We start from the raw sequence: 20,762 nt of genomic DNA, 5'->3' as shown, positions 1-20,762 counted from the left end.
CCCGATCAACTCTTGTTGCGCGGGTGAGCTTTGAAGCTTGCGGTCCGATCACTGCCGGCCGAAAGACATGCAAACGCGAGTACGACCGGTAGCCAGTAGTACGCCTGCTCGAAAAATGCCGAGGTCAGTGCGAATGTCATCATCGCGACCAGCACGCCGGCCGCGGCGGCGTTCTTGCCGGACTTCATCGATCTGAACGCAACCAATGCCGTCGCGCAGATGATGAGTCCCACAGCCAGGGCAAGCACCACCCCGCCTTGGTACCAAGACCGTAGAAACACATTGTGGACGACTGTGACGTTGTCGAACGAGGCCGCATTGGCAGCGTTCAGACCCACCCCGGACAGCGGATGCGCGCGAATAGCATCCCAAGCGAATCCGTAAGTGTCGTTACGGATCTCGAGTGTGCTGACGGCTTTGGTCTGCCCTGTGACCTGAAGGTATCGATCGGCCGGCGTCTCCAGGTGCTTTCCGAACTCGGTGGAGGTGATTGCGACCCAGAAGAGAACAGAGGCGCCGACAAAACTCTTGACGATGGTGGTGATCTTCACTCGCGAAGAAATCGCCACGACGATCAATCCGATCGCGCATGCCGACAACGAACTCAAACTACCGGTTGCCAGCAGTCCCACCGCGTTCACAATCGATATCAGCACCAGAACGACCCGATTTCCTACCTTTCGCACTGCAGCCCCCAGGCACAGAATCAGCGCAAGTGAGGACATGATGCCCAGAACGTTCGGGTGACCTGCCAGACCTGGAGCACGACCGTTCACAACACCGAAACCGAAGACGGATGAACCGGCCAATTGGATAGCGGCGGCCAGAGCAGAAACCGATTGGCTTGCTATGAACGCAATGCATACACGCCTGACAAAACCCGGATCACGCCGGACATTGGCGACCATCACAAATATTCCGAGCCCGAGAACTATGAAAAGTTGGATTCCAACATAAAGATTTCCGCCGATATCATTGCCACGCGTCGCTGTTACCGTTGCGACGAGAGCGGCGTAGCCGGCGGTCAACCAGACGCCGACAAACTGCGGCCGAGCAACTCGTCCCAGCGCTACTGACGCCACGATGACCGCAAGCACTGCCATCGCCCACAACTGCGTGACGGCGCCGGGCAACGAGCGGTATATCGGAACTGCGATCGCGATCGCCATCCACACAGCGGTAGTCGGCGACAAAGGAATTCTGCCTGTTCGCCCTGCCGTCGAAGCGGCATCATTCCGAAGACCTTGAGGTCTGACTTGACTCGGCGTTGTCATTGAGTTCCTGCTTCCGACAATCGAATTTTTTGCATTTCACCCTCGATTTCACCCTTCGCCGACGCCGGGCTGAATAATCCCCGCTCAGCGCAGAAGTCATCCTCTGTCGGCAACGTCGCGTAACTGCAAATAAGCGAATCGTCGACGCAAAACTTTGCCACGACATGGCAGATATCCAATTGTCCTCGACTCGTGGCCGAAAGGAAGTGGCATATACGTCTCGGCTCAGGCAATATGACCGCTATGAGTGGTTTCTCCGCATGGGTCGAGAATCAACTGGAACTTCGCTCGTTCGGCGACATCCAGGAAGCTGCGCGTGCGCTGAAGATTCGACCTTCCGAGCTGAGTCGATGGCTGTCGGCTAAACGCCCTCCCACGCAGGACACGATGCGGACGGCATGTCAGGTCTTCGACGCTCCGATCATGGAGGTCCTCGTAGCCGCCGGTTATCTGACCTCTGAGGAAGCGGAGCCGGGGATGACTCCACCGTCGATCGTCGCGACGATTTCGACACAGTCCCTGGTGGACGAACTCACCCGACGCGGTATCGACCGACAAAGTGAATGAATCCGGGCTACCGACATTCACATACGCGCTAGCCGAACATGGTGCAGATTCTCGTGCACCAAAACATATTTCGACCTCAGCTGTCATGGACGGCATTATTCAGTACGTCAACTGCGGATCCGGCTGATCCAATCGTTCCTTGAGCCAGACTCGCAACTCCGGTCCGTACTCGGTGCGACTGAGCGCATGGTCGAGAGATGCTCGCAGAAAGCCTCCCGGGTTACCAAGATCGTGGCGGGTTCCGTGATGGACGACGACGTGAACCGGATGCCCCTCCGCGATCAACAGCGCTATCGCATCCGTCAGTTGTAGTTCGCCACCCTGCCCGGGTGAGATTCGTCTGAGCGCGTCGAACACGGCGCGATCGAGAAGGTATCGTCCGGCCGCGGCGAGAGTGGACGGAGCATCCTCAGGAGCCGGCTTCTCGACCATGCCGACGACGGCAAGTACATCGGGATCGCTGCCCTCCACAGGTGTTTGGACGTCGAATACTCCGTAGGCCCCAACACGATCGGGCGCGACGTCGAACGCGCACAGCACAGAACCACCACGCTCGACACGTACCTTCGCCATCGCGTCGAGAATGCCGCAGGGGTGGACCAGATCGTCGGGAAGCAGCACCGCGAACGAGTCCTCGTCCGCATCCAGCACCGATTCGACCAGACCGACAGCGTGTCCCAATCCCAGCGGAGACTCTTGCACAACCGGCTCCACCGAGATCAGGCCCGGGGCCCGACGCACACGCTCGAGTAGATGGTGCTTCCCGCTGGCGGCGAGCTTGCCCTCGAGCACCAGGTCCTCGACGAAATGCCCGACGACCGATGCCTTGCCCGGCGCAGTGACAATTACCAGACGTTCCGCGCCTGCTTGCGCCGCTTCGCTTGCGACCAGCTCGATCCCGGGTGTATCGACCACGGGGAGCAACTCTTTCGGAACCGTCTTGGTGGCCGGGAGGAAACGAGTCCCCATCCCGGCAGCCGGCACCACAGCAGTCTTGAAAGGCCGTTCAGCGCACCCAGTCATCGTTCACCTCTCCGCTCACACGATGCTCCACACACTTACCGTTACGCGCATGCAGCGGTCGTCCCCTCATTTCGACGACCGAAAGCTCACATCGCATGTACAGCCTGCGCACAAGGTCTACCGGGCGGCCGATGCCGCCGCAAGTTGACTCGAACTCGGAATTCGTTGCGCGCGAGAGCTACACACCACCCCTCGATGTCACTTCCACGAGGGGCACGCCGCACTCCGCGCACTACCCGTTACCGCGGCGAACGGTTGTGATCGTATTTCGACGTTGACCACGGCGGGACGTAGCAACTGGTCAAAGAGACAGGTACGACACAACTTCCGAACTCAGCACCTCAACCGGACCGTCCCCAGCCGACCCGGACGAAGGTCCTGGAAGCGTCGCATCGATGGTCCCGTGCGACTTCACCCGTCTTCAAGTTCGGTTATCCACAGGTGAATGCCACTGAATACCATTGAATACGAACGAAATACGGTCATCACGCCACAACACCAGATTCAGGTTGTTATCAAATCGTGACCATACTCCCACTGGATGGAACTCCCAGTGGACTACTAGCAGTGTCCTAACTTGCCAGTGAAGCAATCACGTCGAAGAGTGGATCGTCAGGCCCGATATCCATTGTGCATTCGTTCGGCCGTGGATCCGGCACGAATGCCCACAGGAGAGCTCCGGCCGTACCGGCCACCTTCTGCCCCGTCAGCTTCGTCTCGATATTCGTGGCTCTGGTCGCCAGTGATTCACAACTGCCTGCCAATTCGCCTGTCTCGGCGACCAACAACGGCTTCCCGACGTTCGCGGCCTGTTCGATGCGACGCGCCAGTCCGTTCCACTGGTCGCCCGGAAGCGGAACCCCGTCTGCTCCGTAGTCGTGATACTGCAGAACGTCGACGAAGTCGGACTCGCTCACGTACTGGTAGTCGTCACCCGCAGTGCCGCACTGACCGCCCCCGACGTATCCGGCCGTGATCAGGGTGTTCGGATCGATCGCCCGAAGTTCGGCGCCTGCCGTGTCGAAGAACTCCCGCAACACCTGCGCGGAATCAGACGGGCACGTTCTTGTCCACCAATTGCAGGCGGCATCGGTACACAGGCTCGGTTCCGGCTCCCCCACCAATTCCCACGCCGCGACGGAAGGCTCGTTCTTCCAACGGTCGACGGCGGTGTGCATCCAGTCCTGGAAGCTCATGGTGGCTCGACCTGGGATCAGGTTCGCGACCTTCCACTCGTCGGTGTACCAGTCCCTGGATTTGAACAGCCCGTCATCACACCCGCTGTCCTGGGGTGAGAGCACCGGAATCGTGAACTGATTGTGTCGCGCCGCAGCGTCGAACACCGCGTCCATCGGGCCGAAATCCATCTCCCCGGACACCTTGTTCACCGCGAGCGCCTGGAAGGCGTTGAAACGCGTGACGGAGTTCGGTGGCAGAGAACCGAAGTAGGCATCGAGATCGACCATGGCGCCACAGCCGAAGTTCACCGACCAATCAGTGGCCAGTTGATAAGCATTCAGTCCGGTAGGCCACCATGGCTGTCCGTCGAGCGTCAGTCCGCTCGACGACGCTCCCACCCGAACCGTCTTGGGCGAATCGGCAACCACCGGCGTCGTGAACATTCCTGTCACCACCGCGACGGTTGCAAAGCTGACTACAGCGGCAGCGATACGGCGACGCACTGTGCCAGGCACACGCGGACGCACTTCTTCAGAAGACATCTACAACCATCCACGTCATACGGACAATCCTCCCACACGAATTGCCTCATCGACCCGTTTGCCGTTCACCGGTGACGCGATACAAACGCCAGGCCGAAGGGTCCATGCCGCCGTCGTTGGGAACCTCGAGTACCAGCGCTCCCACACCGCCGGCCCCGGTGTCGTACATCGTCGGATAGCGCCGATTGACCGCGTCCGACACACCGCGACCGGTGTTCGGCACCGACAGGATGTATTCGACGTGATGTTCGGCGGGGTTGTTCAGTACGCGCACGAAGTCCGCATCGGAAGGCACGACGAATTGCCGAGGGTTGTTCGACGACGCCACGACGGCATAGCTCTGCACGGTGTCGAGCAGAACTGACCCCTCCGGCAGAGCCAAGTCGTCCAGGTATCTGGCGATGCGACGCTCGGCCGCAAACGTGCGCAGATTCGTCTGCTCCTCCAGGTTCTGCCGGCCCGGAATGATCGCACTGGCAATGGAATGCTCGAGCACTGCGATCCGCGCATTACCCATCGCGACAAACGTGACCAGCGTCGACCCGACCAGCAAGCACAGAGAGATCACAAGGGGCAGAGAGGGCCCCGACTGCTCGGGGTACGTCGATACCGAACGTGACGCAGCAGCCCCCGGTCGACGCGTGACGACCGGCGCACCTCGAGGTGCGATCAGGACGACCAACACGAAACACAGCGGAATGATCGAAATGTAGAAGCGCAGAAGGGGAAACGTCGATCCCATCACGTAGAGCAAGGTTTGGGCACCGAGGATGGCGCCGAACAACACAAGAGGCACGACCACTTCGGTGTCGCGCCGCCGAAGTGCGTAGATGATTGCAAGGACCGCGAGCACCGGGAGCGCCGGGCCGAGTACGGCCATTTCGGTAATCGAGAACGCAAGACGGGCGATCGGTGAGTCGGTTCCGGCACCAGCCTGCTCCAGGATGGAACTGTTCCCGTAGACCGACGAGAACTGTTGGAACGCTTGACCTGTGATGAGCCAACTGGCAAACGACCACAAGGCGAAGGCAAGGAATCCCGGCATCAGCACTACGGCACCGTCGAGGGCTGCTGCCCAGAGCCGCAAGCCAGGCCCCGCGCCCTCGCCGCGCTCCTCCGCAGTCGGGCGGAAACGAAGCCAACTCACCACGGTCACCAGCACCACCGCGACGAACAGCGGGGCCAATGCGTCGTATCTGGTGAGGTACGCCAGAGCGAAAGCGAGGCCGGCACCGATGAGGTCGTGTACGTCGTCGCTTCGCATCCACCGAATCAATCGACGTGTCGCCCACAGAACGAAGAAGAGGAACGGAGCTTCGCTCATTCCGCTCGCCGCGTACATGACGATCATCGGGTTGACAGCGAACAGCACGGTCAGGACGACGGTGACCCATCGCGCACACCCACGGTCGCGGCTGATCCCACGTACCTGAATCACAGCACCAGCCATGAAGGCCGCGGACATCACGACCGCAGTGATGTTCCACCGCAGCAGATCCGGCCACCAATGACCCATCAGGCCCATCGGAATCTGGACTGCCGCCGTCAACGGGGTGAACACGAACCCGATCGCCGCGAAGTGCGGATCACGGCTGAGCAGCATCGCCGACACCGCGGCGACGCGGCTGAGCGAATCGGTGAAGATGAACCCGATACCCGCGTTCATCCACACGCCCAACGCGGTGTAGACCGCGAAGAGCGCGACGAACATCCGCCATGGCTTGCGGCCCGGTAGATCGTGGACCGCGACGGACAGGGCCGGGCGATCGGTGACGGTCACTGTCCGCGACGCCGAGCCACGAGCACACCACCGACGGCAACAGCGATCAGAACCACGGTCCCGAATCCGATCCAGCCGATCGTGACCGCGCTCAGTCCGGTCTCCTCTTCGGCCGAGGTCGCGGTGCCCAACGGGGCGACGTTGACTCCGACATCGAAGGGCTCACCTCCCCGAGGCGCGACCAGGAGATCGCCGGTCAGTTCTGCGAACCGGTCCTTCCCACTTTCCAACCAGTTGAGCAGACCGTCGGCATCGGCCGCATCACCCTCAGAGGTCAGCGCCACCACTTCGTTGTGCGAACCCGAAACCACCTGCAAGGCACCGTATTGTCCACCGAATTCCAGACCCTGCAAGCGCAGGAGCCCTTGATCTGCTGTGTCCATGGGTAGGGCCACCGGAGTGGGGAGCGTCCCGTCCGCCGCGATCAACAACGCCGGCAGAGAACTGGTCGCCGCGTCGCCGAACGGGAGCACACGCGGTTGCAGCGGCAGATAGCTCAACCGCTGCATCGCCACAACGAGGCGCTGCGCTCGAACGAGATCTGCGAAATCACCGTGACTCAAACCGACATCGAGTGTGGGCAGCATCGACTGCGGTAATGCCTGGAAGCCTCCAGGCGTCGGCGGGAATCCGGTAGTGGACGTGATGGTGCTTGCCGGATCGACAGTGAGCGAAGACGGGCTACTGGTGCCGCATTGGAAGTCGCCGGTCACATCCATCGAGACCTCGAAGGTCAGGTCGCGACGCAGGAGTTCGTTCGGAACATCGACGCCGATGTCGAAGCGCCCTGTCTCGTTCACCGTCTGCGAAGCAAGCCGTGAGTCCCCCAGCGAAATCGACAGTTCTCCGTTGCGTGAATTCGGCAGCGGTACATAGGATCCGATCATTCGGATCGACACGTCCTTCATCGGACGCCCCAGTTGCGACTGGCTGAACGGGACGTCGACCTCGATGTGATTGAGACCGGAAGCCGTCATCGTTCCGAGCTTCAGCTCACCGACGGTGATGGCGTCCTGGGAAATCTGGGCAACTGTGTTGTCCGGTGACGCGAGCGCCCTGCTCGCCGCCCAGTAGCCGTCGAAGTTCGCCGCCAACAGACTGACCTGAGGAACGAGGGTCTTGTCGTCCCCTGAAATTCGCAGCACTGGTGCACCATTCGGAGCAGTCGCGAGATCGATCCCGGCGTCCCCACTGTTGCCGAGCACTACAGCTCTCTCGAACAGTCCCGGCTCAACGGACGGCAGACTCTGGCCGTTCGGCAGTTGCTCCACCACCACGGCGTCAGGCTGACTTCCGTACTTGTTGACAATCGCTGCACTCAGCTGCAGAGCCGCACTCTGCTGTGACCGTGACGAACCATCCGTGACGTAGATGGTTGCCTTCCTCAAAATCGGCGGAAAGAAGGTTGCAACAGTCGTGGGCTGCTGCTCGGCACCGTCGTAGGTGACAAAGGCATCCCGGAGCGCAAGGGGCTGGTATCTCGTTCGGTCGTAGCAGCGGTCGTCGACGGGAACGAGGTGAGCGATCATCGACACGGTCACGCTCCGGTCGACCACTTCGAGACCTTGCAACGGAACCGAAATCGGTAGACCGGTTCCGGCCTGCCCGGCGTCGAAGTCGACGCGGCTCACCAATCTGCCGTCGGCAGTCACCTCGAGCCAACCCCTACTGAAGTCGGTCGGGGCGGTCAGGATTCCGGTCACGGCTGTTGCGGTGAGTCCGCCCGGCACCGGCACGGTCACCAAGACGGGTGCGTCATCGGAGGAGAACACGATGTCTGTTCCTCGTCCGAGTTCGGTGAAGGAGATCGGAGTTGTGGCTGAGGCGGCCACCGAAGTATCTGCGTCGTCCTCGAAATCCTGGGCGGAGGCGACGCTGCCGAGCGGAAGCAACAAAGTGACCGCGACAGCCACCGGCATTGCCAGCGCGCGCGTCAGCCAGGTTCGAGAGTGGCCCATCAGCGTGTCTCCTCGACATTTCTTGTTTCCGCGCAATCACCAAACACAAATCACGAGTAGCAATCTCGCCAGTTCGCGACGGTCGCAGGTCCGATCGCACCGTTACGGACAAACAAACCATAACGACCAATTTATGCGTTTGGCTAATTATCCCGCCGGGCGAGACTTTTGTTACGGCAGGTCACATGATTAGCGATCACCACCACTGGGAAGCCGAAAGACGCCACTGTAAAGCCCGTCAATACGCCTGAACGTCCGTCCAGTCCGGGCGCTTCACGGGCGGAGAATTCTCAGATAAAGGAAGCTGTGACGATCAATTCGATCATCCCCGCCGGCAAGAGCGCGATCGGAAAGCTGGTCGGTGCGCCGTTCCACTTCGCATCATCGCTGCGCATGGCCAGGGTTTTTCACCCTCACGGGATCGAACTGAAGGGAACATTGAAGCCGGCCACCCCATGGTGGCCGGTATCGGAGTCGTCGACGATTACCGTCACCGCTCGAATGTCGAAAGCCCTCGGAACACCCGGAGACCTACCCGACGTACTCGGCCTGGCGCTTCGGTTGCACGATGTCGGCGCAGATGAAAACCCGTGGGACATTCTTCTCGCAACATCAGGACTTTCTACCTTCTCGAAAATGTTTCCAGCTCCGGCTTTCTCGTGGAACGGCGCGAGATACAGCACACTGGTTCCTTACTCACGCGCGGGCGGTGCCGCGGCGTGGCTGATCGTGACACCGCGCGGCGTCCATCCGGCCGGCACTTCTTTGTCTGCATTGAAAGCTGCGGTCGATCATTCCCCGCTGCACTTCTCCGTGTACCTCGCGAGGATTCAACTTCAGTTGATACCGATCGGACATCTCTGCCTCGACGAAGTCGAGGACCACCCGGATTGCCTCCAGCCGTCCTTCGATCCGATTCTGAACACACCGGCCCACATGCGCATGCTTCCGGAGTGGCTCGCAGAAACGCGCAAGTTCGCGTATCGCGGTAGCCGCAACGGCCGGGGAGGCACACAAAAGCGCGGTTGACCGGACGTGCCGATCAACCGCGCTGAAGCTCACTCAGCTTGTGAACTTGTCCTTGATATCCGAGACCTTGTCACTGACAGTGTCTCCGGCCTTCTTGACCTTCGCCTCGCCCTGATCGGCAACACCCTCGGCAGCCAGATCATCGTTGCCCGTGGCGTTTCCGAACTTTTCCTTCGCCTCGCCGATGAGATCCTCAGCGCGGTGCTTTGCCTTGTCGATGAAGTCAGACATGTATTTCTCCTTCTTGGATTCGGTCGTGCGTTCAGCCGTGGAATTCGGTCGTGGATTCAGTCGAACTCGAACTGCGTGGACAAATGCGTGTCAACGTTTTCCGGTGACTGCCTTGACCAGGAACAGCAAGATGACAGCGCCGAGGAGGCAAGTGAGGAAGCTGAAGATCCAGCCCGCGCCCTCGACATCGACCCCGAAGACTCGAAGCAGGAAACCACCGATCAGACCGCCGATCACACCGACAACGATGTTGAGGAAGATCCCCTGCTGCGCATCGGTTTTCATGATCTTACTGCCGATCCAACCCGCCAGTCCACCGATGATGATCCAGGCGATGATACCGAGAGGAAGCATTTGAACTCCTTAGAGTAAAGAGGGGCGGCGCAATGAGAGACTGCCGGTGAAGGGAGAGTTCCGAGCGATCGGCCCGCGCAACTAGACCGTGATCGCGGGTAGTGTTTGCACACAACCGGACTCTCCACCGCACGACGCGGGGGATCGTGCACTCAGTAGCAGCCACATTGTCTGCTTACCTTTCTATCAGGTGTTCACGACAGAACCAAAATGACTGGCGATTCACCACATACGAGAAACGACACTCACCGACGCACACATGATCAGCGTCACGACGATCGCGATCGCCATCGAGGTCACGGTCGCCAGGAGCACCGTGACGCACAGTGCCACAGCAACATCCATGACCCTGTGCACGATCGGGAGGTCTACCAATACCCGGCCGTCGGGAGGCTCAAACCTCGATTGATCAGAGAGTTCTCGGCTCATCGCGTTTCGCGCTTTCCACGGCGATGTGAGTTCTGGTCGCGACGGATGGATCGCCGACCATCGACTCGACTTGATCCACCGTATCGGTGACGCGAGAAATCAACTCGGACAACGTTTCCGATCCGGATACGACGCTACGTCTCAATGTCACTCGCAAATCGATCGTGCGAACTCCACGATCGAGCAACGCTTTTCCTCGGACACGCGACACTTCGTCGAAGTCCTCCAGTGATGCGCTCGCTCCTTCCGCCACTGCACCCAGATCCGCGGTGATGGAATTGTGCGAGTTCGACCCAGGGACCGTGATCTCCTTCACCCGACGCAGCGGCACATGCGCGATCAACCACCGCAACGCGAGGAGGACTAGCAGTACTCCCCCAGCTCCGACAGCCCATGGCCACCACGAGTGATCGACAAGATCTTCAGCCCACGGGATCTCGATACGCGCCGGGAAATCCTTGATCACGTCGCGATTCCACAGGATCGCTGCAACTCCCAGCGCTATCGCAAGCATCCCTACGACGCATGTCGCCATACGATCCATCGCCGTCGCCGTCCGAGTCATGACAGCGATCCCGTCTGGATACGAACCTTGATTCGCGGCGATGGTGACAGCGACCCGGCCAAGTCCCCCAGCACCGCACGGATTTCCGATTCAGCTGTCGCGGCTCCATCGGGCGTGACCGAGGCCTTCACTTCCAGCTTGCGCCGGGTCGCGTGTGACGAAGCGGATCGAACCTGGGCCAGTGACTCGACGCGAACAGACGCTATCGCCGCTACATCGGCGGGATCGATCCACGTATTCGAGACTCCGACCAAGGCATTGGCAGTCTTTCGTCGCGGTTTGAGTCCGAGGATGACGAACCACAGGCCGAGAACGACGGCTGCGATCCCCGCCGGCAACATCCAACCCTGGTACGCGAGCCCGTCCACATATGCGGCAGCACTTGGTATCCACTGCGACCCGGTGATCACGCCGGTATCCACCAGCGCGTCGCGGACGCCGACCACGCCGAGCGCAAGTAGCGCCGCGGCGATGAGGAATCCCGTGACGGCCGATCCGGGCGCCGCAAGGGGAACAGGAGCAGCAGCCCTCGAGGCAGTGGGTGGTGCGACCTTGTCGGCGGTCATCGCACTTTCCTTCCCGCGTCACGCGTGGTCGATGCCGGGAGAACGCTCACGATCGCCACGTCCACGCCGTCTACGTCCAGGCCCGATACAGACTGCAACTGGGTTGTCACGTTCTCTCGCACCGCGGTACCGATGACCGACAAGGATCCGGGCCACTCGATCGCGATGTCCACCTTGGCCCGTACCCGCTTGCCGGATACCAGCACTCGCGCCCTCGGCAATTCGCGCCCGGTCAGTTTGTCCATGCCGGCGGCGTGATGGCGCACCCCCGGGGTTCCGCGCGTCGCCTCGAGAACCAACTTCTGCGCGACTCTGTCTCGAATCGTCAGCGTTCCGCGATCGCCCGGCTCACCAAGCACAGACGACTCCGGTCGAGCTGTCTCAGCCACGTCCGCGACCCTTCAGCATCACACCGAGATCGAACTCGCCGTCACGCTGACCACCGACGAGGTATCCGATCACACCGAGAACCAGAGCGATGAGGAATCCGGTGAAACCGCCTGCAGCAGCTGCGACTCCGAGAAGTAGTCCTGCCAGTAGGCCGACAGTCGAGGTGGTCATGTGAATCCTCCGTTGTGGATGATGTTCGATGGTGCCTGTCAGATCTCGGTGTAGGTCTTTGCACCCGGAAACCGAGCGCGCACCCGCGTGTACTGGGCCCGAACGGGTTTGGCTATCTGTCGCATCGTGCCGCGCAGCGACGTGCGCACAACCACACCGATCGGGGATGCGAAGTCCCGGTCGACGCGTTCGAGTGCTCGATTGAGCGCGTCGGCAGATCCGCCCACGTCGGGGTGGTAGTTCCTGATCGCCTCTCGGCGTGCGGATCGTCGATCAGGAACTGAACCCCGAGAGTGCTCAGGCATCGTGCGCACGACCGACTACGTCTTCCACTGTCACGTTCACGGGGCCTGTAACGAGTCCTGAAACCGCTTGGCGGATACGTAAAGCCGTGTCTCGAACGGCGGCGTCGGCGAAGATGCACACATGGATGTCTGTCGACGACTCCGTCACCCGCACGCCGACGACGCGGCGACCGGGGAGGTACGTGCCAACCTCGCCGAACATTCCGGCATGAAGCGAGGCGACCCCAGGTATCCCCGTCACAGCCGCCGCGATGGTGTCGGCGATTTCGGAACTCACTGCACCCGTGCAGTCTTAGGCTCGCCGGTTTCGTCGTCACTGCCCTCGTCGAGGTGAACGTCGTGAACCGTGATGTTCACCTCGGTCACTTCGAGACCCGTCATCCGTTCGAGCGCCGCAATGACGTTGCGGCGAATGCCGGTGGCCAGATCGGCGAGCGATACGCCGTACTCGGCCACGATGTCGATGTCGACCGCTGCCTGCTTTTCGCCGACCTCGACCGATACTCCCTGGGAGTGGTTGACACTCGCGCCGGGGATCCGCTCGCGCAGTGCCCCGACAACCCGCGACGCTCCGCCGCCGACGTCGTACACGCCGCTCACCTCTCGCGTAGCGATGCCGGCAATCTTCGAGACAACGGTGTCGGCGATCGACGTCTTTCCTTGCGAACTCACGAGAGCCGAGTCGTTCGATGATGCAACATCCTTCGTAGATGCTGTCGCAACCTGCGTGCTGACCATTGTCATCTCCTCCTGTTGATCGATCTACCTGTGTAGTCGTCACTCGAAGGCAAAACCGAATGCCCCAGTCAGGTGACGTGCATCACTGACACTTGTTAGTTACTGTCCGTAACATTCAACGCCCCGGCCGGGCGAACAATCTTCGAACGCAGCCGAGTTTTCCGCATTTCCGCGAGAGGAGCGACTGTGGCGTTACCGCACACACAGGGGCTCACCGAAGCACCTGACGGTTTGGACACCGCGACAGTGAACGCTGCGATACTCGGCGACCGAGAAGCATTCGAGTCACTGGTGCACTACTACGGACCTGCACTTCACCGCTATGCGCGTCGCATGCTCGCAGACGAAGGTGACATTCTCGAGGTAGTCCAGGACACCTTCGTGGCCGCCTGGCGTCGACTCGATTCGTTTCGTGGCGAATCGTCTATGCGAACATGGCTTTTCGCGATCTGTTCCCGAAAGATCGTGGACAGCTATCGAATCAAGAGAGCTCAACCGATCGACGACAGATTGCTCGATCCTCTCGTGCCGTCTCCCGAGGCCGGCCCGTTCGACACGACCTCGAACTCCGCGTTCCTCGAGGCACTGGAAGAAGCGTTGGGTGAACTGCCTTATCGCCAGCGTGCGGCATGGACGCTGCGAGAGGTGGAGATGCTCACGTTCGTTCAAATCGGCAAGATTCTAAGACTCACCCCGGATGCGGTGCGCGGGCATCACCATCGTGCACGGGCTAACCTGAGTGAACGAATGACGAGGTGGCGATGACTGAATCACGAACCGACGCATTGATGGCGCACGCATCCGACGTCCTGCGGAACGCTCCCGAGCCGGGCTGGGATCGAATCAGCGACAAGGTGATCCGGGCGCTACGGTCGACCTCGGCGTCCGGTTGGCCGCTCGACGCACACGCGTCGGAAGGTCCACGTCTAGGCACTGTGTCGGTGAGCGATCACGTACTCCGCACCCACTTGGCCGCCGAGATACGTTCTCGGCACCACTGCTCGCCGAGCAGCATCGAGTTCTTCGTCGACGGCCACGAAATACGTTCACTACGTATCGAACTGGCAGCGCCATACGGAGTGGATCTGGCCGAACTGTCGGACCGGGTTCGGTTCACCGTCGTGGACGTCGTTCACCTGATCCTCGGCGACACGGACCCACCGGTCTCTGCAGAGAGCATCCACGTCGCCGTAGTCGACATCGTCGATGATCTACCTGCCGAAGGGAACACCAAAAGCCACTCCGAACACTAGGTGTTTGTTCGGCAAGTGTTTGGGAACCCGGCACTCATGACCACTCCCCCACCACCGGATCCGGGCCCCGCCCCCGACCCGGGGCCGCCGACACCACCGGCGCCGACACCACCCGATCCGATGAATCCGCCGCCCGTGCCACCGACTCCGACGCCACCGAACCCGTACCCTCCGGATCCGATCCCGCAGATCTGACGTCGGCTGCCCCGAACTTCGGAGTTCAACCGCCGAGTTCGGCGATCATCTCGCTCAACGATTCTGCGGCGATACGTAGTTCACCTTCGTCGGGGTTGTCGGGTGAGGACGGTAGACGTTCGGCCAACTGCTCGCGAGTGACAAGCGAGATACCCTCGAGACCGAACCCTTCTTCATCGGGGACGTAGATCTCGATCTCGCCCCCGACCGCTACCAGTTCCGAATGGGGGCCACTGCCCAGCAGTGCACGCAGGTGTTCGGTCGTCACGGTCATATGGTTCACGTGAAATCTCCTGCTTCGGTGACAGCTGACTTTGCCGGTATGGACTCGACGTGACGTACTGGCTCGACGTGACGCACTACCCCCTACTGAGTACCCCTCGCGGGTGAGCAGGAAACGACAAGTACATGAACAACGACTTCCCGAAGGAAACGCACACCATGAGTGAACAGAATTCCACCGACCGCACGGATCAGACGGACGAGCCGCAGACCACCGGCACCGACCACGGTCCGGGAACCGGCTCCGACACCGCACCCAAGGACGTTCAGACCGATCCGTCGGGCGAACGTACGTGGGCCGACGAGGGCGGAGCCTCGAGCACCGGCCCGGCGACTGACACCGACTGATCCCGGAAGGTCTGAACCATCGGGACCAAGGTCCCGTGGGCCGACGCTCACGGGACCTTGAAATCCGTACGGATCTAACGCTTTTCACCTGGGTTTTCGCGATGCGGTAAGGTAGGCACTCAGCACGGTTGAGTACCCAGCCGTTGAAGACGAGCACGGTTCGTGCGTTGCTTCCCGTGCCGTTTCCCGGTTTCGAACGAAACCGTTTCGAACCAGACCGTTCGAACGAACCGTTTCGAGCAATCCGTCAGGAGTTTCGATGAACGAGTTTTCGAGAACTACAGATGAGCGTACGGACAGTCCCCCCACCTTCACGACGACCTGTGCCGAAAACATTCAGTCGCTCGTGGTCAGCGGCGAGATCGACGTCCGGTCCCGAGCTGATTTCGCTGCCTGCGTCGACGACCTGATCGGTGAGCGACACCCGTTCGTACTCGACTGCTCGGACGTCCAGTTCATCTCCGTCGGAGGTCTTTCCATCATCGAGACTCTGTCGGCCAAGGCACGGAGGCTCGGTGTGCCGTGGACGCTCGTCGCAGCGCACCCTGTCAGGCGTCCGCTGTCTCTTCTGAAGATGGACACCGACATCGTGTACACCGACTCGACAGCCGATGCAGTCGCGTACCTGTCCTCGACCTCCGTCCTGGACGAGACCCTGGCGGAGCCGATGTCGGCGTGAGTACCGATCTCGAAAAGCTCTCCGAATTCGTCGTCGTCGCAAACCGACTGCCGGTCGATCTCGAAACCGACGAAGACGGAAGCAAGAACTGGAAGCGAAGTCCGGGTGGGCTCGTCACTGCGCTCGAACCCATCCTCCGACAGCGGGATGGCGCCTGGGTCGGCTGGCCGGGGGTCGCGGACGAGAAGGTCGATCCGATAGTGGTTGACGGCCTTCGTCTGTTTCCCGTCGAGCTGACCTCTCAGGACCTCGCCGAGTACTACGAGGGGTTCTCCAACGACACGTTGTGGCCGCTCTACCACGACGTTCTGGTGGCTCCGACGTTCGAGCGGTCGTGGTGGCACACCTACGTCGCGGTCAACCAGCGGTTCGCCGAGGAAACCGCGCGTTGCGCCGCGGACGGAGCGACTGTCTGGGTGCAGGACTATCAGTTGCAACTTGTGCCGGCGATGCTGCGCGAGCTGCGCCCAGATCTGACGATCGGGTTCTTTCTTCACATCCCGTTCCCTCCGGTCGAGCTCTTCATGCAGCTTCCGTGGCGCAAGGAGATCGTCAGGGGAATGCTGGGCGCCGATCTGATCGGCTTCCACTTACCTGGTGGCGCAAACAATTTCCTGTTCTTGGCCCGCAAACTTCTCGGCCTCAAGACGACGACCGCGGGCGTCGGTGTTCGAAGTGCGCTCGGGCATGTGGATTTCGATTCTCGCGTCGTCAAGGTGGGCGCCTTTCCCATCTCCGTCGATTCTGCCGAACTCGAGCGCCAGTCGAAAAGCGATTCGGTCCTGCGTCGCGCGCGCGAATTGAAGGAAGAGCTGGGAAATCCCGAGAAAATCCTGCTGGGAGTCGACCGGCTGGACTACACCAAGGGTATCGACCTGCGGCTTCAAGCCTTGAAGGAACTCCTCGACGAGGATCGTCTGGATCCGGAGAAGTACACGATGGTGCAGCTCGCGACGCCCAGTCGTGAACGCGTGCAGCACTATATCGACCTGCGTAGCGTCATCGAAGAGCAGGTGGGCCGCATCAACGGTGACCACAGTCAGATCGGCCGCCCCGTCGTACACTACCTGTATCAGCCGGTCGACCGTGAAGAACTGATCGCACTGTTCGTCGCTGCCGACATCATGCTCGTGACGCCGATGCGCGACGGGATGAATCTGGTGGCCAAGGAGTACGTGGCCTGTCGTGGCGACCTCGGAGGTGCTCTCGTTCTCAGCGAGTTCACCGGTGCCGCAATGGAATTACGACAGTCATACCTGGTCAACCCGCACGATTTGGACGGCGTGAAGAATACGATCCTGACCGCGGTTCATCAGGATCCGAAGGAAGGCCGTCGCCGTATGGCTGCGCTGCATCGACAGGTCATGACACACGATGTGCATCAGTGGGCCGAGTCGTTCCTGACTGCGCTTGCCCCACCCGGACCGCTTCCGGACGATCAGTTCGTCACGGAGCGTGAGTCGAACTTTGCGCGCAACAACTGACCCTCACGGGCTTGCGTCAGTGCGCTCGGAGACTCGAGCTAGGATTGGTTTCAGTTCATCGTCAAGCAGCGGCTGCGAACTGATCTCCTCGACATAGCCGTGCAATGCTGCATCGGCCCAGAAAGACAGGCCGACCATGCCCCTCACGATGAAGTACTCCGAAACCTACAACGACGCTCTCATTGCGCTCGCTGCCGCTACTCATCGGCCGGCCAACGTGGTGAACCTGTTCGGCGAGTACGCCATTCGTGTTGACCTCGAATACAACCGGTTCCTTCTGGCGACCAATACCGCGGCTGGACTCTCCGATCGACCCGACAACGGAGAATCATGGCTGGTGCGGTTCTTCCAATCCGAGAACACCGACACTCCGGATCGCCTCCTCGCGGAGGCGTCGCATCAATGGTTGGTCGATGCGTTGGACGCCGCGATCGAACAGATCGCAGCGGCAGGGAACAAAATCTCCGCCGACGCGGACTTCGGCGACCCTACCCGCACCGAAACTCCATCCTGAACGGCATCGTCTCGAGCAGCACCACTAGTCCCCCTCGGCGGTCAACTGGCTGATTCGAGCCGCTAAGACTGCATTCTCGGCCTCGAGGGACAGAATCAGACGAATACCGACGAGATTGACTCCGTCGTCGATCAGCGCGGTGATTCGTCCGAGCGTATCAAGGTCGGCCTCGCTGTACCGGCGCGTACCGCCATCGGTGCGGGTTGGTGCGAGCAAGCCCCTTCGCTCGTAAAGGCGCAGCGTCTGAGGTCCTACCCCGGACAGTTCAGACATCACTGAGATCCCGTACACGCCGCGCAGCGCCCGGGTCTGCGATTCCGACGTCACTGGAACCTCCTAGTTCGGTGTGGGCTGTCTCAATCGGCGTCACCCGACCTTAGCACCATCACGCAGTGAATCTGACGCCCAGGACATAGATTCAAGCGTGTCCAGGACCACTGACAACAAGAATCGTCGAGCAGAAAAGGCGTGAAATGGCAGATCAAAGCCGATTTCGACAAGATTGCACAATGCGCTTTCCTTCGCCCGCGTATCGAAGTAGCCTTGCCAATTATCTACATCGGCTGATATAGATTTTGTAGCACCTGAAAGCGCCATAACTGGAGCTCGAAGGCGCAGAACACCCAGACGTCGGAGTCGGTGGTTCAGCCGACTCCCTCACGGCACACTCTTCACCGGGAGCAAGATGACGACGATCGACATCCCGCCCACACAGGGCGAGAGCACCACCGGCATCGGAATCACTGTCGCAAGTGCGACTTTGACAACCGAAGAGGTCAAGCGCCGAATCGCGATGATGTACGGCGACCCGGTGACAGAGGAGCCAGTAGCACTCGCGCACTGAACCTGACCGACACGCGATCCGATTGACGATGGCGCGAGACCGCCCCACTGGAGGGCGATCCCCATCAAGACGAGAGGAAAACATATGTCCGAGTTCACCGTACCGGGACTGAGCAGCGCAGACGGTTCGTCCGTCGCCGATATTCTGCAGGAACGCCTCAGCGCCTACAACGATCTTCACCTCACGCTCAAGCACGTTCACTGGAACGTCGTGGGCCCCAACTTCATCGGCGTGCACGAGATGATCGACCCCCAGGTGGAGTTGGTTCGCGGCTACGCCGACGATGTGGCCGAACGTATCGCGGCACTGGGTAACTCACCCAAGGGCACCGCGGGAGCAATCGAGCGCGATCGAACGTGGGACGACTACTCCGTCGGCCGCGACGACGCTCGTGCGCACCTCGCTGCGCTCGACCTCGTCTACACCGGGATCATCACCGACAGTCGCACCGCAATCGACAGTGTCGGCAAGATCGATCCGATCACCGAGGACATGTTGATCGGCCAGACGGCGCAGTTGGAAAAGTTCCAGTGGTTCGTTCGTGCTCACCTCGAGAACTCGGGTGGCAGCCTCGTACACGAAGGCGCGTCCACCGAGCAGGATGCCGCAAATGAGGCGCGTCAGAACTGATGCACCGTCCGCGGTTTCGGCCGATCGGGGGTCGGCCGAAACCGCACTCCCCACAACAGGAAAGGGCAAGAGCATGTCTGCGGACTCGCGCGGCACGTCGACACAAACACGTCGCGAGTATCAGATGTTCGTGTTGCAGCAGCGTTTGTTGTTCGGATCGATCGTGGCAGGCACCGCCCTTGGAGTTCTCGCGATCAACTACTTCTGAAATATCAGGGGCCGCAACCGTCGAAGACAGGACAGAAACGACACAATCATGAGTTCGAGCACTCTCCGCTCGATCGTTCGTAGCGATCGATTTGCGGCAAGCAGTTCTTCTCTTCTGCTCGTGGACAGCGATTTTCGTATCCAGGGCGCAAACGACGAATACCTTGCCGTATCCGGTCGCAGCCTCGATCAATTGCACGGAGTGGAAGTGTTCGAAGCCTTCCCCGACAATCCCGACGACTCGTTTGCCGATGGAATCTTCTCGTTGACAACGTCATTCGAGCGCACGATGCACTCCCGAACTCGGGACGCACTGCCGACTCAGCGTTACGACGTGCGCGACGAGCGCGGGAGCGGGATGTTTGTCACCCGCTATTGGAATACGGTGAATTCCGCCGTCACCGATGATGACGGCAGGGTCATCGGTGTGCTTCATCGTGTATACGAGGTTCAACGACCGCTGGCTCAGCAGTCCAGTTCGGCGTCAGACGTCCTCACCCGCCTTCGCGCGGAAAATGACGAACTGAGAAGAGCTTTGGATTCTCGGCCCTTGATCGAGCAGGCCAAGGGATTACTGATGGCCGAGCGTGAGTGCTCGGCCGACCAAGCCTTCGACTTTCTGGTCCAGATGTCGCAGGAATGGAACGTCAAGGTGCGCGACATCGCCGGTGGTCTTGTCGCCGCAGCAGAACGACGTGCCGTGGATCAAAAGAATTCCTGACGACCGGGATTCAAAAGTTGTACGGCTGGGTAATGACCGACCAGAGGTACCCCCGAAATCTTCCCCCTCGAGGGAGGAGCCTCGAAGGTCCCGCCGGTTCAGGCCGGCGGGACCGAGCTTTGCCTTAACACCCGACCTGGATCCGCGATCCGAGTCGAGTTCGTCACGCAGCGAAGGGAACGTCCATGTTCATGCGCTCCTACACATCTCCCAGGCCCCTTGCCGACGAGTGGGATTGGCAACTGTCCGGCACCTGCCGCGACACCGACCCCGCTCTGTTCTACGACGACACGAACGAGCGCGGCTCCAGGCGAGCGAAGCGCGAGAGTTCGGCGAAGCTGGTGTGCGCCAGATGCCCTGTCGTGCAGAGATGCCTGGTGCACGCCATCCAGACCGGGGAACCCCACGGAATCTGGGGCGGCATGACGGCGACCGAGCGAGAATCGTTGCGCAAAGCTCGAACTGAACCACTGATCAGTGCCGCGACGAGCTCACGAGAGTAGA

General features: G+C 60.7%; 30 protein-coding genes. 13 read left to right on the top strand and 17 right to left on the bottom strand.

Annotated elements, in window-relative coordinates; translation table 11 throughout:
* Positions 1 to 5 precede the first annotated feature (5 nt).
* The gene (locus tag EHW12_RS06365; RefSeq protein ID WP_070162065.1) at positions 6 to 1,169 is read right to left on the bottom strand and encodes an O-antigen ligase family protein; all 1,164 of its coding nucleotides are present in this window, start codon (positions 1,167 to 1,169) and stop codon (positions 6 to 8) included.
* A gap of 348 nt (positions 1,170 to 1,517) precedes the next feature.
* Here EHW12_RS06365 and EHW12_RS06360 point away from each other — a divergent pair, with 348 nt between their 5' ends.
* Complete coding sequence (locus EHW12_RS06360) at positions 1,518 to 1,841, top strand: helix-turn-helix transcriptional regulator (RefSeq protein WP_223304618.1); 324 nt, start codon at positions 1,518 to 1,520, stop codon at positions 1,839 to 1,841.
* Positions 1,842 to 1,940: 99 nt separating this feature from the next.
* Here the strand turns inward: EHW12_RS06360 and EHW12_RS06355 are convergent, their stop codons facing one another.
* From EHW12_RS06355 to EHW12_RS06340, 4 genes are all read right to left on the bottom strand, one after another.
* Complete coding sequence (locus EHW12_RS06355) at positions 1,941 to 2,864, bottom strand: UTP--glucose-1-phosphate uridylyltransferase (RefSeq protein ID WP_058038947.1); 924 nt, start codon at positions 2,862 to 2,864, stop codon at positions 1,941 to 1,943.
* 572 nt (positions 2,865 to 3,436) lie between these two features.
* Entirely contained in the window at positions 3,437 to 4,585 is a 1,149-nt protein-coding gene (locus tag EHW12_RS06350; protein ID WP_054187559.1) for a cellulase family glycosylhydrolase, read from the bottom strand.
* Positions 4,586 to 4,631: 46 nt separating this feature from the next.
* Complete coding sequence (locus EHW12_RS06345; RefSeq protein WP_064443232.1) at positions 4,632 to 6,365, bottom strand: glycosyltransferase family 39 protein; 1,734 nt, start codon at positions 6,363 to 6,365, stop codon at positions 4,632 to 4,634.
* The gene (locus EHW12_RS06340) at positions 6,362 to 8,323 is read right to left on the bottom strand and encodes a hypothetical protein (RefSeq protein ID WP_125050419.1); all 1,962 of its coding nucleotides are present in this window, start codon (positions 8,321 to 8,323) and stop codon (positions 6,362 to 6,364) included. The genes EHW12_RS06345 and EHW12_RS06340 overlap by 4 nt, the downstream gene beginning before the upstream one ends.
* A gap of 306 nt (positions 8,324 to 8,629) precedes the next feature.
* Here EHW12_RS06340 and EHW12_RS06335 point away from each other — a divergent pair, with 306 nt between their 5' ends.
* Positions 8,630 to 9,352: a hypothetical protein gene (locus tag EHW12_RS06335; protein ID WP_003943634.1), complete on the top strand. Its 723-nt coding sequence runs from the start codon at positions 8,630 to 8,632 to the stop codon at positions 9,350 to 9,352.
* 33 nt (positions 9,353 to 9,385) lie between these two features.
* Here the strand turns inward: EHW12_RS06335 and EHW12_RS06330 are convergent, their stop codons facing one another.
* From EHW12_RS06330 to EHW12_RS06290, 10 genes are all read right to left on the bottom strand, one after another.
* Entirely contained in the window at positions 9,386 to 9,583 is a 198-nt protein-coding gene (locus EHW12_RS06330) for a CsbD family protein (RefSeq protein ID WP_007726588.1), read from the bottom strand.
* A gap of 90 nt (positions 9,584 to 9,673) precedes the next feature.
* Positions 9,674 to 9,937 carry a GlsB/YeaQ/YmgE family stress response membrane protein gene (locus EHW12_RS06325; protein ID WP_003943661.1) on the bottom strand — a complete coding sequence of 88 codons (264 nt, stop codon included), beginning with the start codon at positions 9,935 to 9,937 and terminating at the stop codon, positions 9,674 to 9,676.
* Between the two features lie 222 nt (positions 9,938 to 10,159).
* Positions 10,160 to 10,282 carry a hypothetical protein gene (locus tag EHW12_RS35795; RefSeq protein WP_003943707.1) on the bottom strand — a complete coding sequence of 41 codons (123 nt, stop codon included), beginning with the start codon at positions 10,280 to 10,282 and terminating at the stop codon, positions 10,160 to 10,162.
* 64 nt (positions 10,283 to 10,346) lie between these two features.
* Complete coding sequence (locus EHW12_RS06320; RefSeq protein WP_003943720.1) at positions 10,347 to 10,931, bottom strand: hypothetical protein; 585 nt, start codon at positions 10,929 to 10,931, stop codon at positions 10,347 to 10,349.
* Complete coding sequence (locus EHW12_RS06315; protein ID WP_125050418.1) at positions 10,928 to 11,497, bottom strand: DUF6286 domain-containing protein; 570 nt, start codon at positions 11,495 to 11,497, stop codon at positions 10,928 to 10,930. Before EHW12_RS06315 ends, EHW12_RS06320 begins: the two co-directional genes overlap by 4 nt.
* Positions 11,494 to 11,886 (bottom strand): Asp23/Gls24 family envelope stress response protein, encoded by a 393-nt coding sequence (locus tag EHW12_RS06310; RefSeq protein WP_125050417.1) that lies wholly within the window; start codon positions 11,884 to 11,886, stop codon positions 11,494 to 11,496. Before EHW12_RS06310 ends, EHW12_RS06315 begins: the two co-directional genes overlap by 4 nt.
* Complete coding sequence (locus tag EHW12_RS06305) at positions 11,879 to 12,058, bottom strand: hypothetical protein (protein ID WP_003943629.1); 180 nt, start codon at positions 12,056 to 12,058, stop codon at positions 11,879 to 11,881. Before EHW12_RS06305 ends, EHW12_RS06310 begins: the two co-directional genes overlap by 8 nt.
* Before the next feature lie 38 nt (positions 12,059 to 12,096).
* Positions 12,097 to 12,285 carry a hypothetical protein gene (locus EHW12_RS06300; protein ID WP_223258031.1) on the bottom strand — a complete coding sequence of 63 codons (189 nt, stop codon included), beginning with the start codon at positions 12,283 to 12,285 and terminating at the stop codon, positions 12,097 to 12,099.
* A 70-nt stretch (positions 12,286 to 12,355) separates the two neighbouring features.
* Positions 12,356 to 12,640, bottom strand: a complete 285-nt coding sequence (locus tag EHW12_RS06295; protein ID WP_042452304.1) for a hypothetical protein — start codon at positions 12,638 to 12,640, stop codon at positions 12,356 to 12,358.
* Positions 12,637 to 13,101: an Asp23/Gls24 family envelope stress response protein gene (locus EHW12_RS06290; RefSeq protein ID WP_003943699.1), complete on the bottom strand. Its 465-nt coding sequence runs from the start codon at positions 13,099 to 13,101 to the stop codon at positions 12,637 to 12,639. Before EHW12_RS06290 ends, EHW12_RS06295 begins: the two co-directional genes overlap by 4 nt.
* A gap of 186 nt (positions 13,102 to 13,287) precedes the next feature.
* Between EHW12_RS06290 and EHW12_RS06285 the strand changes: the two genes are divergently transcribed.
* Positions 13,288 to 13,866 (top strand): RNA polymerase sigma factor, encoded by a 579-nt coding sequence (locus EHW12_RS06285; RefSeq protein ID WP_007726571.1) that lies wholly within the window; start codon positions 13,288 to 13,290, stop codon positions 13,864 to 13,866.
* Positions 13,863 to 14,354: a hypothetical protein gene (locus tag EHW12_RS06280; RefSeq protein ID WP_218960345.1), complete on the top strand. Its 492-nt coding sequence runs from the start codon at positions 13,863 to 13,865 to the stop codon at positions 14,352 to 14,354. The genes EHW12_RS06285 and EHW12_RS06280 overlap by 4 nt, the downstream gene beginning before the upstream one ends.
* Before the next feature lie 220 nt (positions 14,355 to 14,574).
* On the opposite strand, the gene EHW12_RS06270 is transcribed toward EHW12_RS06280, so the two are convergent.
* Positions 14,575 to 14,823, bottom strand: a complete 249-nt coding sequence (locus EHW12_RS06270; protein ID WP_007726566.1) for a hypothetical protein — start codon at positions 14,821 to 14,823, stop codon at positions 14,575 to 14,577.
* 167 nt (positions 14,824 to 14,990) lie between these two features.
* On the opposite strand from EHW12_RS06270, the gene EHW12_RS06265 reads away from it, so the two are divergent.
* From EHW12_RS06265 to EHW12_RS06250, 4 genes are all read left to right on the top strand, one after another.
* Entirely contained in the window at positions 14,991 to 15,179 is a 189-nt protein-coding gene (locus tag EHW12_RS06265) for a PI-type proteinase (RefSeq protein WP_136472457.1), read from the top strand.
* 259 nt (positions 15,180 to 15,438) lie between these two features.
* On the top strand, positions 15,439 to 15,858 hold the full coding sequence (locus EHW12_RS06260) for an STAS domain-containing protein (protein WP_007726563.1): 420 nt from the start codon (positions 15,439 to 15,441) through the stop codon (positions 15,856 to 15,858).
* Positions 15,855 to 17,342, top strand: coding sequence for a trehalose-6-phosphate synthase (locus EHW12_RS06255; protein ID WP_125050416.1), 1,488 nt, complete (start codon positions 15,855 to 15,857; stop codon positions 17,340 to 17,342). Before EHW12_RS06260 ends, EHW12_RS06255 begins: the two co-directional genes overlap by 4 nt.
* A 136-nt stretch (positions 17,343 to 17,478) precedes the next feature.
* Positions 17,479 to 17,856 carry a hypothetical protein gene (locus EHW12_RS06250; RefSeq protein WP_125050415.1) on the top strand — a complete coding sequence of 126 codons (378 nt, stop codon included), beginning with the start codon at positions 17,479 to 17,481 and terminating at the stop codon, positions 17,854 to 17,856.
* Between the two features lie 24 nt (positions 17,857 to 17,880).
* Here EHW12_RS06250 and EHW12_RS06245 read toward each other — a convergent pair whose 3' ends face one another.
* Complete coding sequence (locus EHW12_RS06245; protein ID WP_125050414.1) at positions 17,881 to 18,183, bottom strand: MerR family transcriptional regulator; 303 nt, start codon at positions 18,181 to 18,183, stop codon at positions 17,881 to 17,883.
* A 358-nt stretch (positions 18,184 to 18,541) separates the two neighbouring features.
* Here EHW12_RS06245 and EHW12_RS34565 point away from each other — a divergent pair, with 358 nt between their 5' ends.
* The 5 genes from EHW12_RS34565 to EHW12_RS06225 all read left to right on the top strand — a co-directional run bounded on the left by EHW12_RS34565 (position 18,542) and on the right by EHW12_RS06225 (position 20,761).
* A complete protein-coding gene (locus tag EHW12_RS34565) occupies positions 18,542 to 18,700 on the top strand; it encodes a hypothetical protein (RefSeq protein WP_003943664.1) in 159 nt (52 codons plus the stop codon).
* Positions 18,701 to 18,784: 84 nt separating this feature from the next.
* The gene (locus EHW12_RS06240; RefSeq protein WP_003943731.1) at positions 18,785 to 19,330 is read left to right on the top strand and encodes a DNA starvation/stationary phase protection protein; all 546 of its coding nucleotides are present in this window, start codon (positions 18,785 to 18,787) and stop codon (positions 19,328 to 19,330) included.
* Positions 19,311 to 19,538 carry a hypothetical protein gene (locus tag EHW12_RS06235; RefSeq protein ID WP_241199113.1) on the top strand — a complete coding sequence of 76 codons (228 nt, stop codon included), beginning with the start codon at positions 19,311 to 19,313 and terminating at the stop codon, positions 19,536 to 19,538. Before EHW12_RS06240 ends, EHW12_RS06235 begins: the two co-directional genes overlap by 20 nt.
* 48 nt (positions 19,539 to 19,586) lie before the next feature.
* Complete coding sequence (locus EHW12_RS06230; protein WP_003943739.1) at positions 19,587 to 20,258, top strand: ANTAR domain-containing protein; 672 nt, start codon at positions 19,587 to 19,589, stop codon at positions 20,256 to 20,258.
* Between the two features lie 185 nt (positions 20,259 to 20,443).
* Entirely contained in the window at positions 20,444 to 20,761 is a 318-nt protein-coding gene (locus EHW12_RS06225; RefSeq protein ID WP_003943622.1) for a WhiB family transcriptional regulator, read from the top strand.
* Position 20,762 lies beyond the last annotated feature (1 nt).

It is taken from the genome of Rhodococcus sp. NJ-530, from assembly GCF_003860625.1.
Taxonomy (GTDB): domain Bacteria; phylum Actinomycetota; class Actinomycetes; order Mycobacteriales; family Mycobacteriaceae; genus Rhodococcus_F; species Rhodococcus_F qingshengii.
This window is presented reverse-complemented; position numbering and strand designations above follow the sequence as displayed.

Bases quoted from the DNA above. Each gene is read 5' to 3' on its own strand.
- EHW12_RS06225 (WP_003943622.1), top strand. From the start codon at position 20,444: ATGTTCATGCGCTCCTACACATCTCCCAGGCCCCTTGCCGACGAGTGG.
- EHW12_RS06265 (WP_136472457.1), top strand. From the start codon at position 14,991: ATGAGTGAACAGAATTCCACCGACCGCACGGATCAGACGGACGAGCCG.
- EHW12_RS06240 (WP_003943731.1), top strand. From the start codon at position 18,785: ATGTCCGAGTTCACCGTACCGGGACTGAGCAGCGCAGACGGTTCGTCC.
- EHW12_RS06230 (WP_003943739.1), top strand. From the start codon at position 19,587: ATGAGTTCGAGCACTCTCCGCTCGATCGTTCGTAGCGATCGATTTGCG.
- EHW12_RS06260 (WP_007726563.1), top strand. From the start codon at position 15,439: ATGAACGAGTTTTCGAGAACTACAGATGAGCGTACGGACAGTCCCCCC.
- EHW12_RS06340 (WP_125050419.1), bottom strand. From the start codon at position 8,323: ATGGGCCACTCTCGAACCTGGCTGACGCGCGCGCTGGCAATGCCGGTG.
- EHW12_RS06355 (WP_058038947.1), bottom strand. From the start codon at position 2,864: ATGACTGGGTGCGCTGAACGGCCTTTCAAGACTGCTGTGGTGCCGGCT.
- EHW12_RS35795 (WP_003943707.1), bottom strand. From the start codon at position 10,282: ATGGATGTTGCTGTGGCACTGTGCGTCACGGTGCTCCTGGCGACCGTG.
- EHW12_RS06250 (WP_125050415.1), top strand. From the start codon at position 17,479: ATGCCCCTCACGATGAAGTACTCCGAAACCTACAACGACGCTCTCATT.
- EHW12_RS06350 (WP_054187559.1), bottom strand. From the start codon at position 4,585: ATGTCTTCTGAAGAAGTGCGTCCGCGTGTGCCTGGCACAGTGCGTCGC.
- EHW12_RS06305 (WP_003943629.1), bottom strand. From the start codon at position 12,058: ATGACCACCTCGACTGTCGGCCTACTGGCAGGACTACTTCTCGGAGTC.
- EHW12_RS06315 (WP_125050418.1), bottom strand. From the start codon at position 11,497: ATGACCGCCGACAAGGTCGCACCACCCACTGCCTCGAGGGCTGCTGCT.
- EHW12_RS06360 (WP_223304618.1), top strand. From the start codon at position 1,518: ATGAGTGGTTTCTCCGCATGGGTCGAGAATCAACTGGAACTTCGCTCG.
- EHW12_RS06325 (WP_003943661.1), bottom strand. From the start codon at position 9,937: ATGCTTCCTCTCGGTATCATCGCCTGGATCATCATCGGTGGACTGGCG.
- EHW12_RS06235 (WP_241199113.1), top strand. From the start codon at position 19,311: ATGAGGCGCGTCAGAACTGATGCACCGTCCGCGGTTTCGGCCGATCGG.
- EHW12_RS06270 (WP_007726566.1), bottom strand. From the start codon at position 14,823: ATGACCGTGACGACCGAACACCTGCGTGCACTGCTGGGCAGTGGCCCC.
- EHW12_RS06290 (WP_003943699.1), bottom strand. From the start codon at position 13,101: ATGGTCAGCACGCAGGTTGCGACAGCATCTACGAAGGATGTTGCATCA.
- EHW12_RS06330 (WP_007726588.1), bottom strand. From the start codon at position 9,583: ATGTCTGACTTCATCGACAAGGCAAAGCACCGCGCTGAGGATCTCATC.
- EHW12_RS34565 (WP_003943664.1), top strand. From the start codon at position 18,542: ATGACGACGATCGACATCCCGCCCACACAGGGCGAGAGCACCACCGGC.
- EHW12_RS06280 (WP_218960345.1), top strand. From the start codon at position 13,863: ATGACTGAATCACGAACCGACGCATTGATGGCGCACGCATCCGACGTC.
- EHW12_RS06365 (WP_070162065.1), bottom strand. From the start codon at position 1,169: ATGGCGATCGCGATCGCAGTTCCGATATACCGCTCGTTGCCCGGCGCC.
- EHW12_RS06320 (WP_003943720.1), bottom strand. From the start codon at position 10,931: ATGACTCGGACGGCGACGGCGATGGATCGTATGGCGACATGCGTCGTA.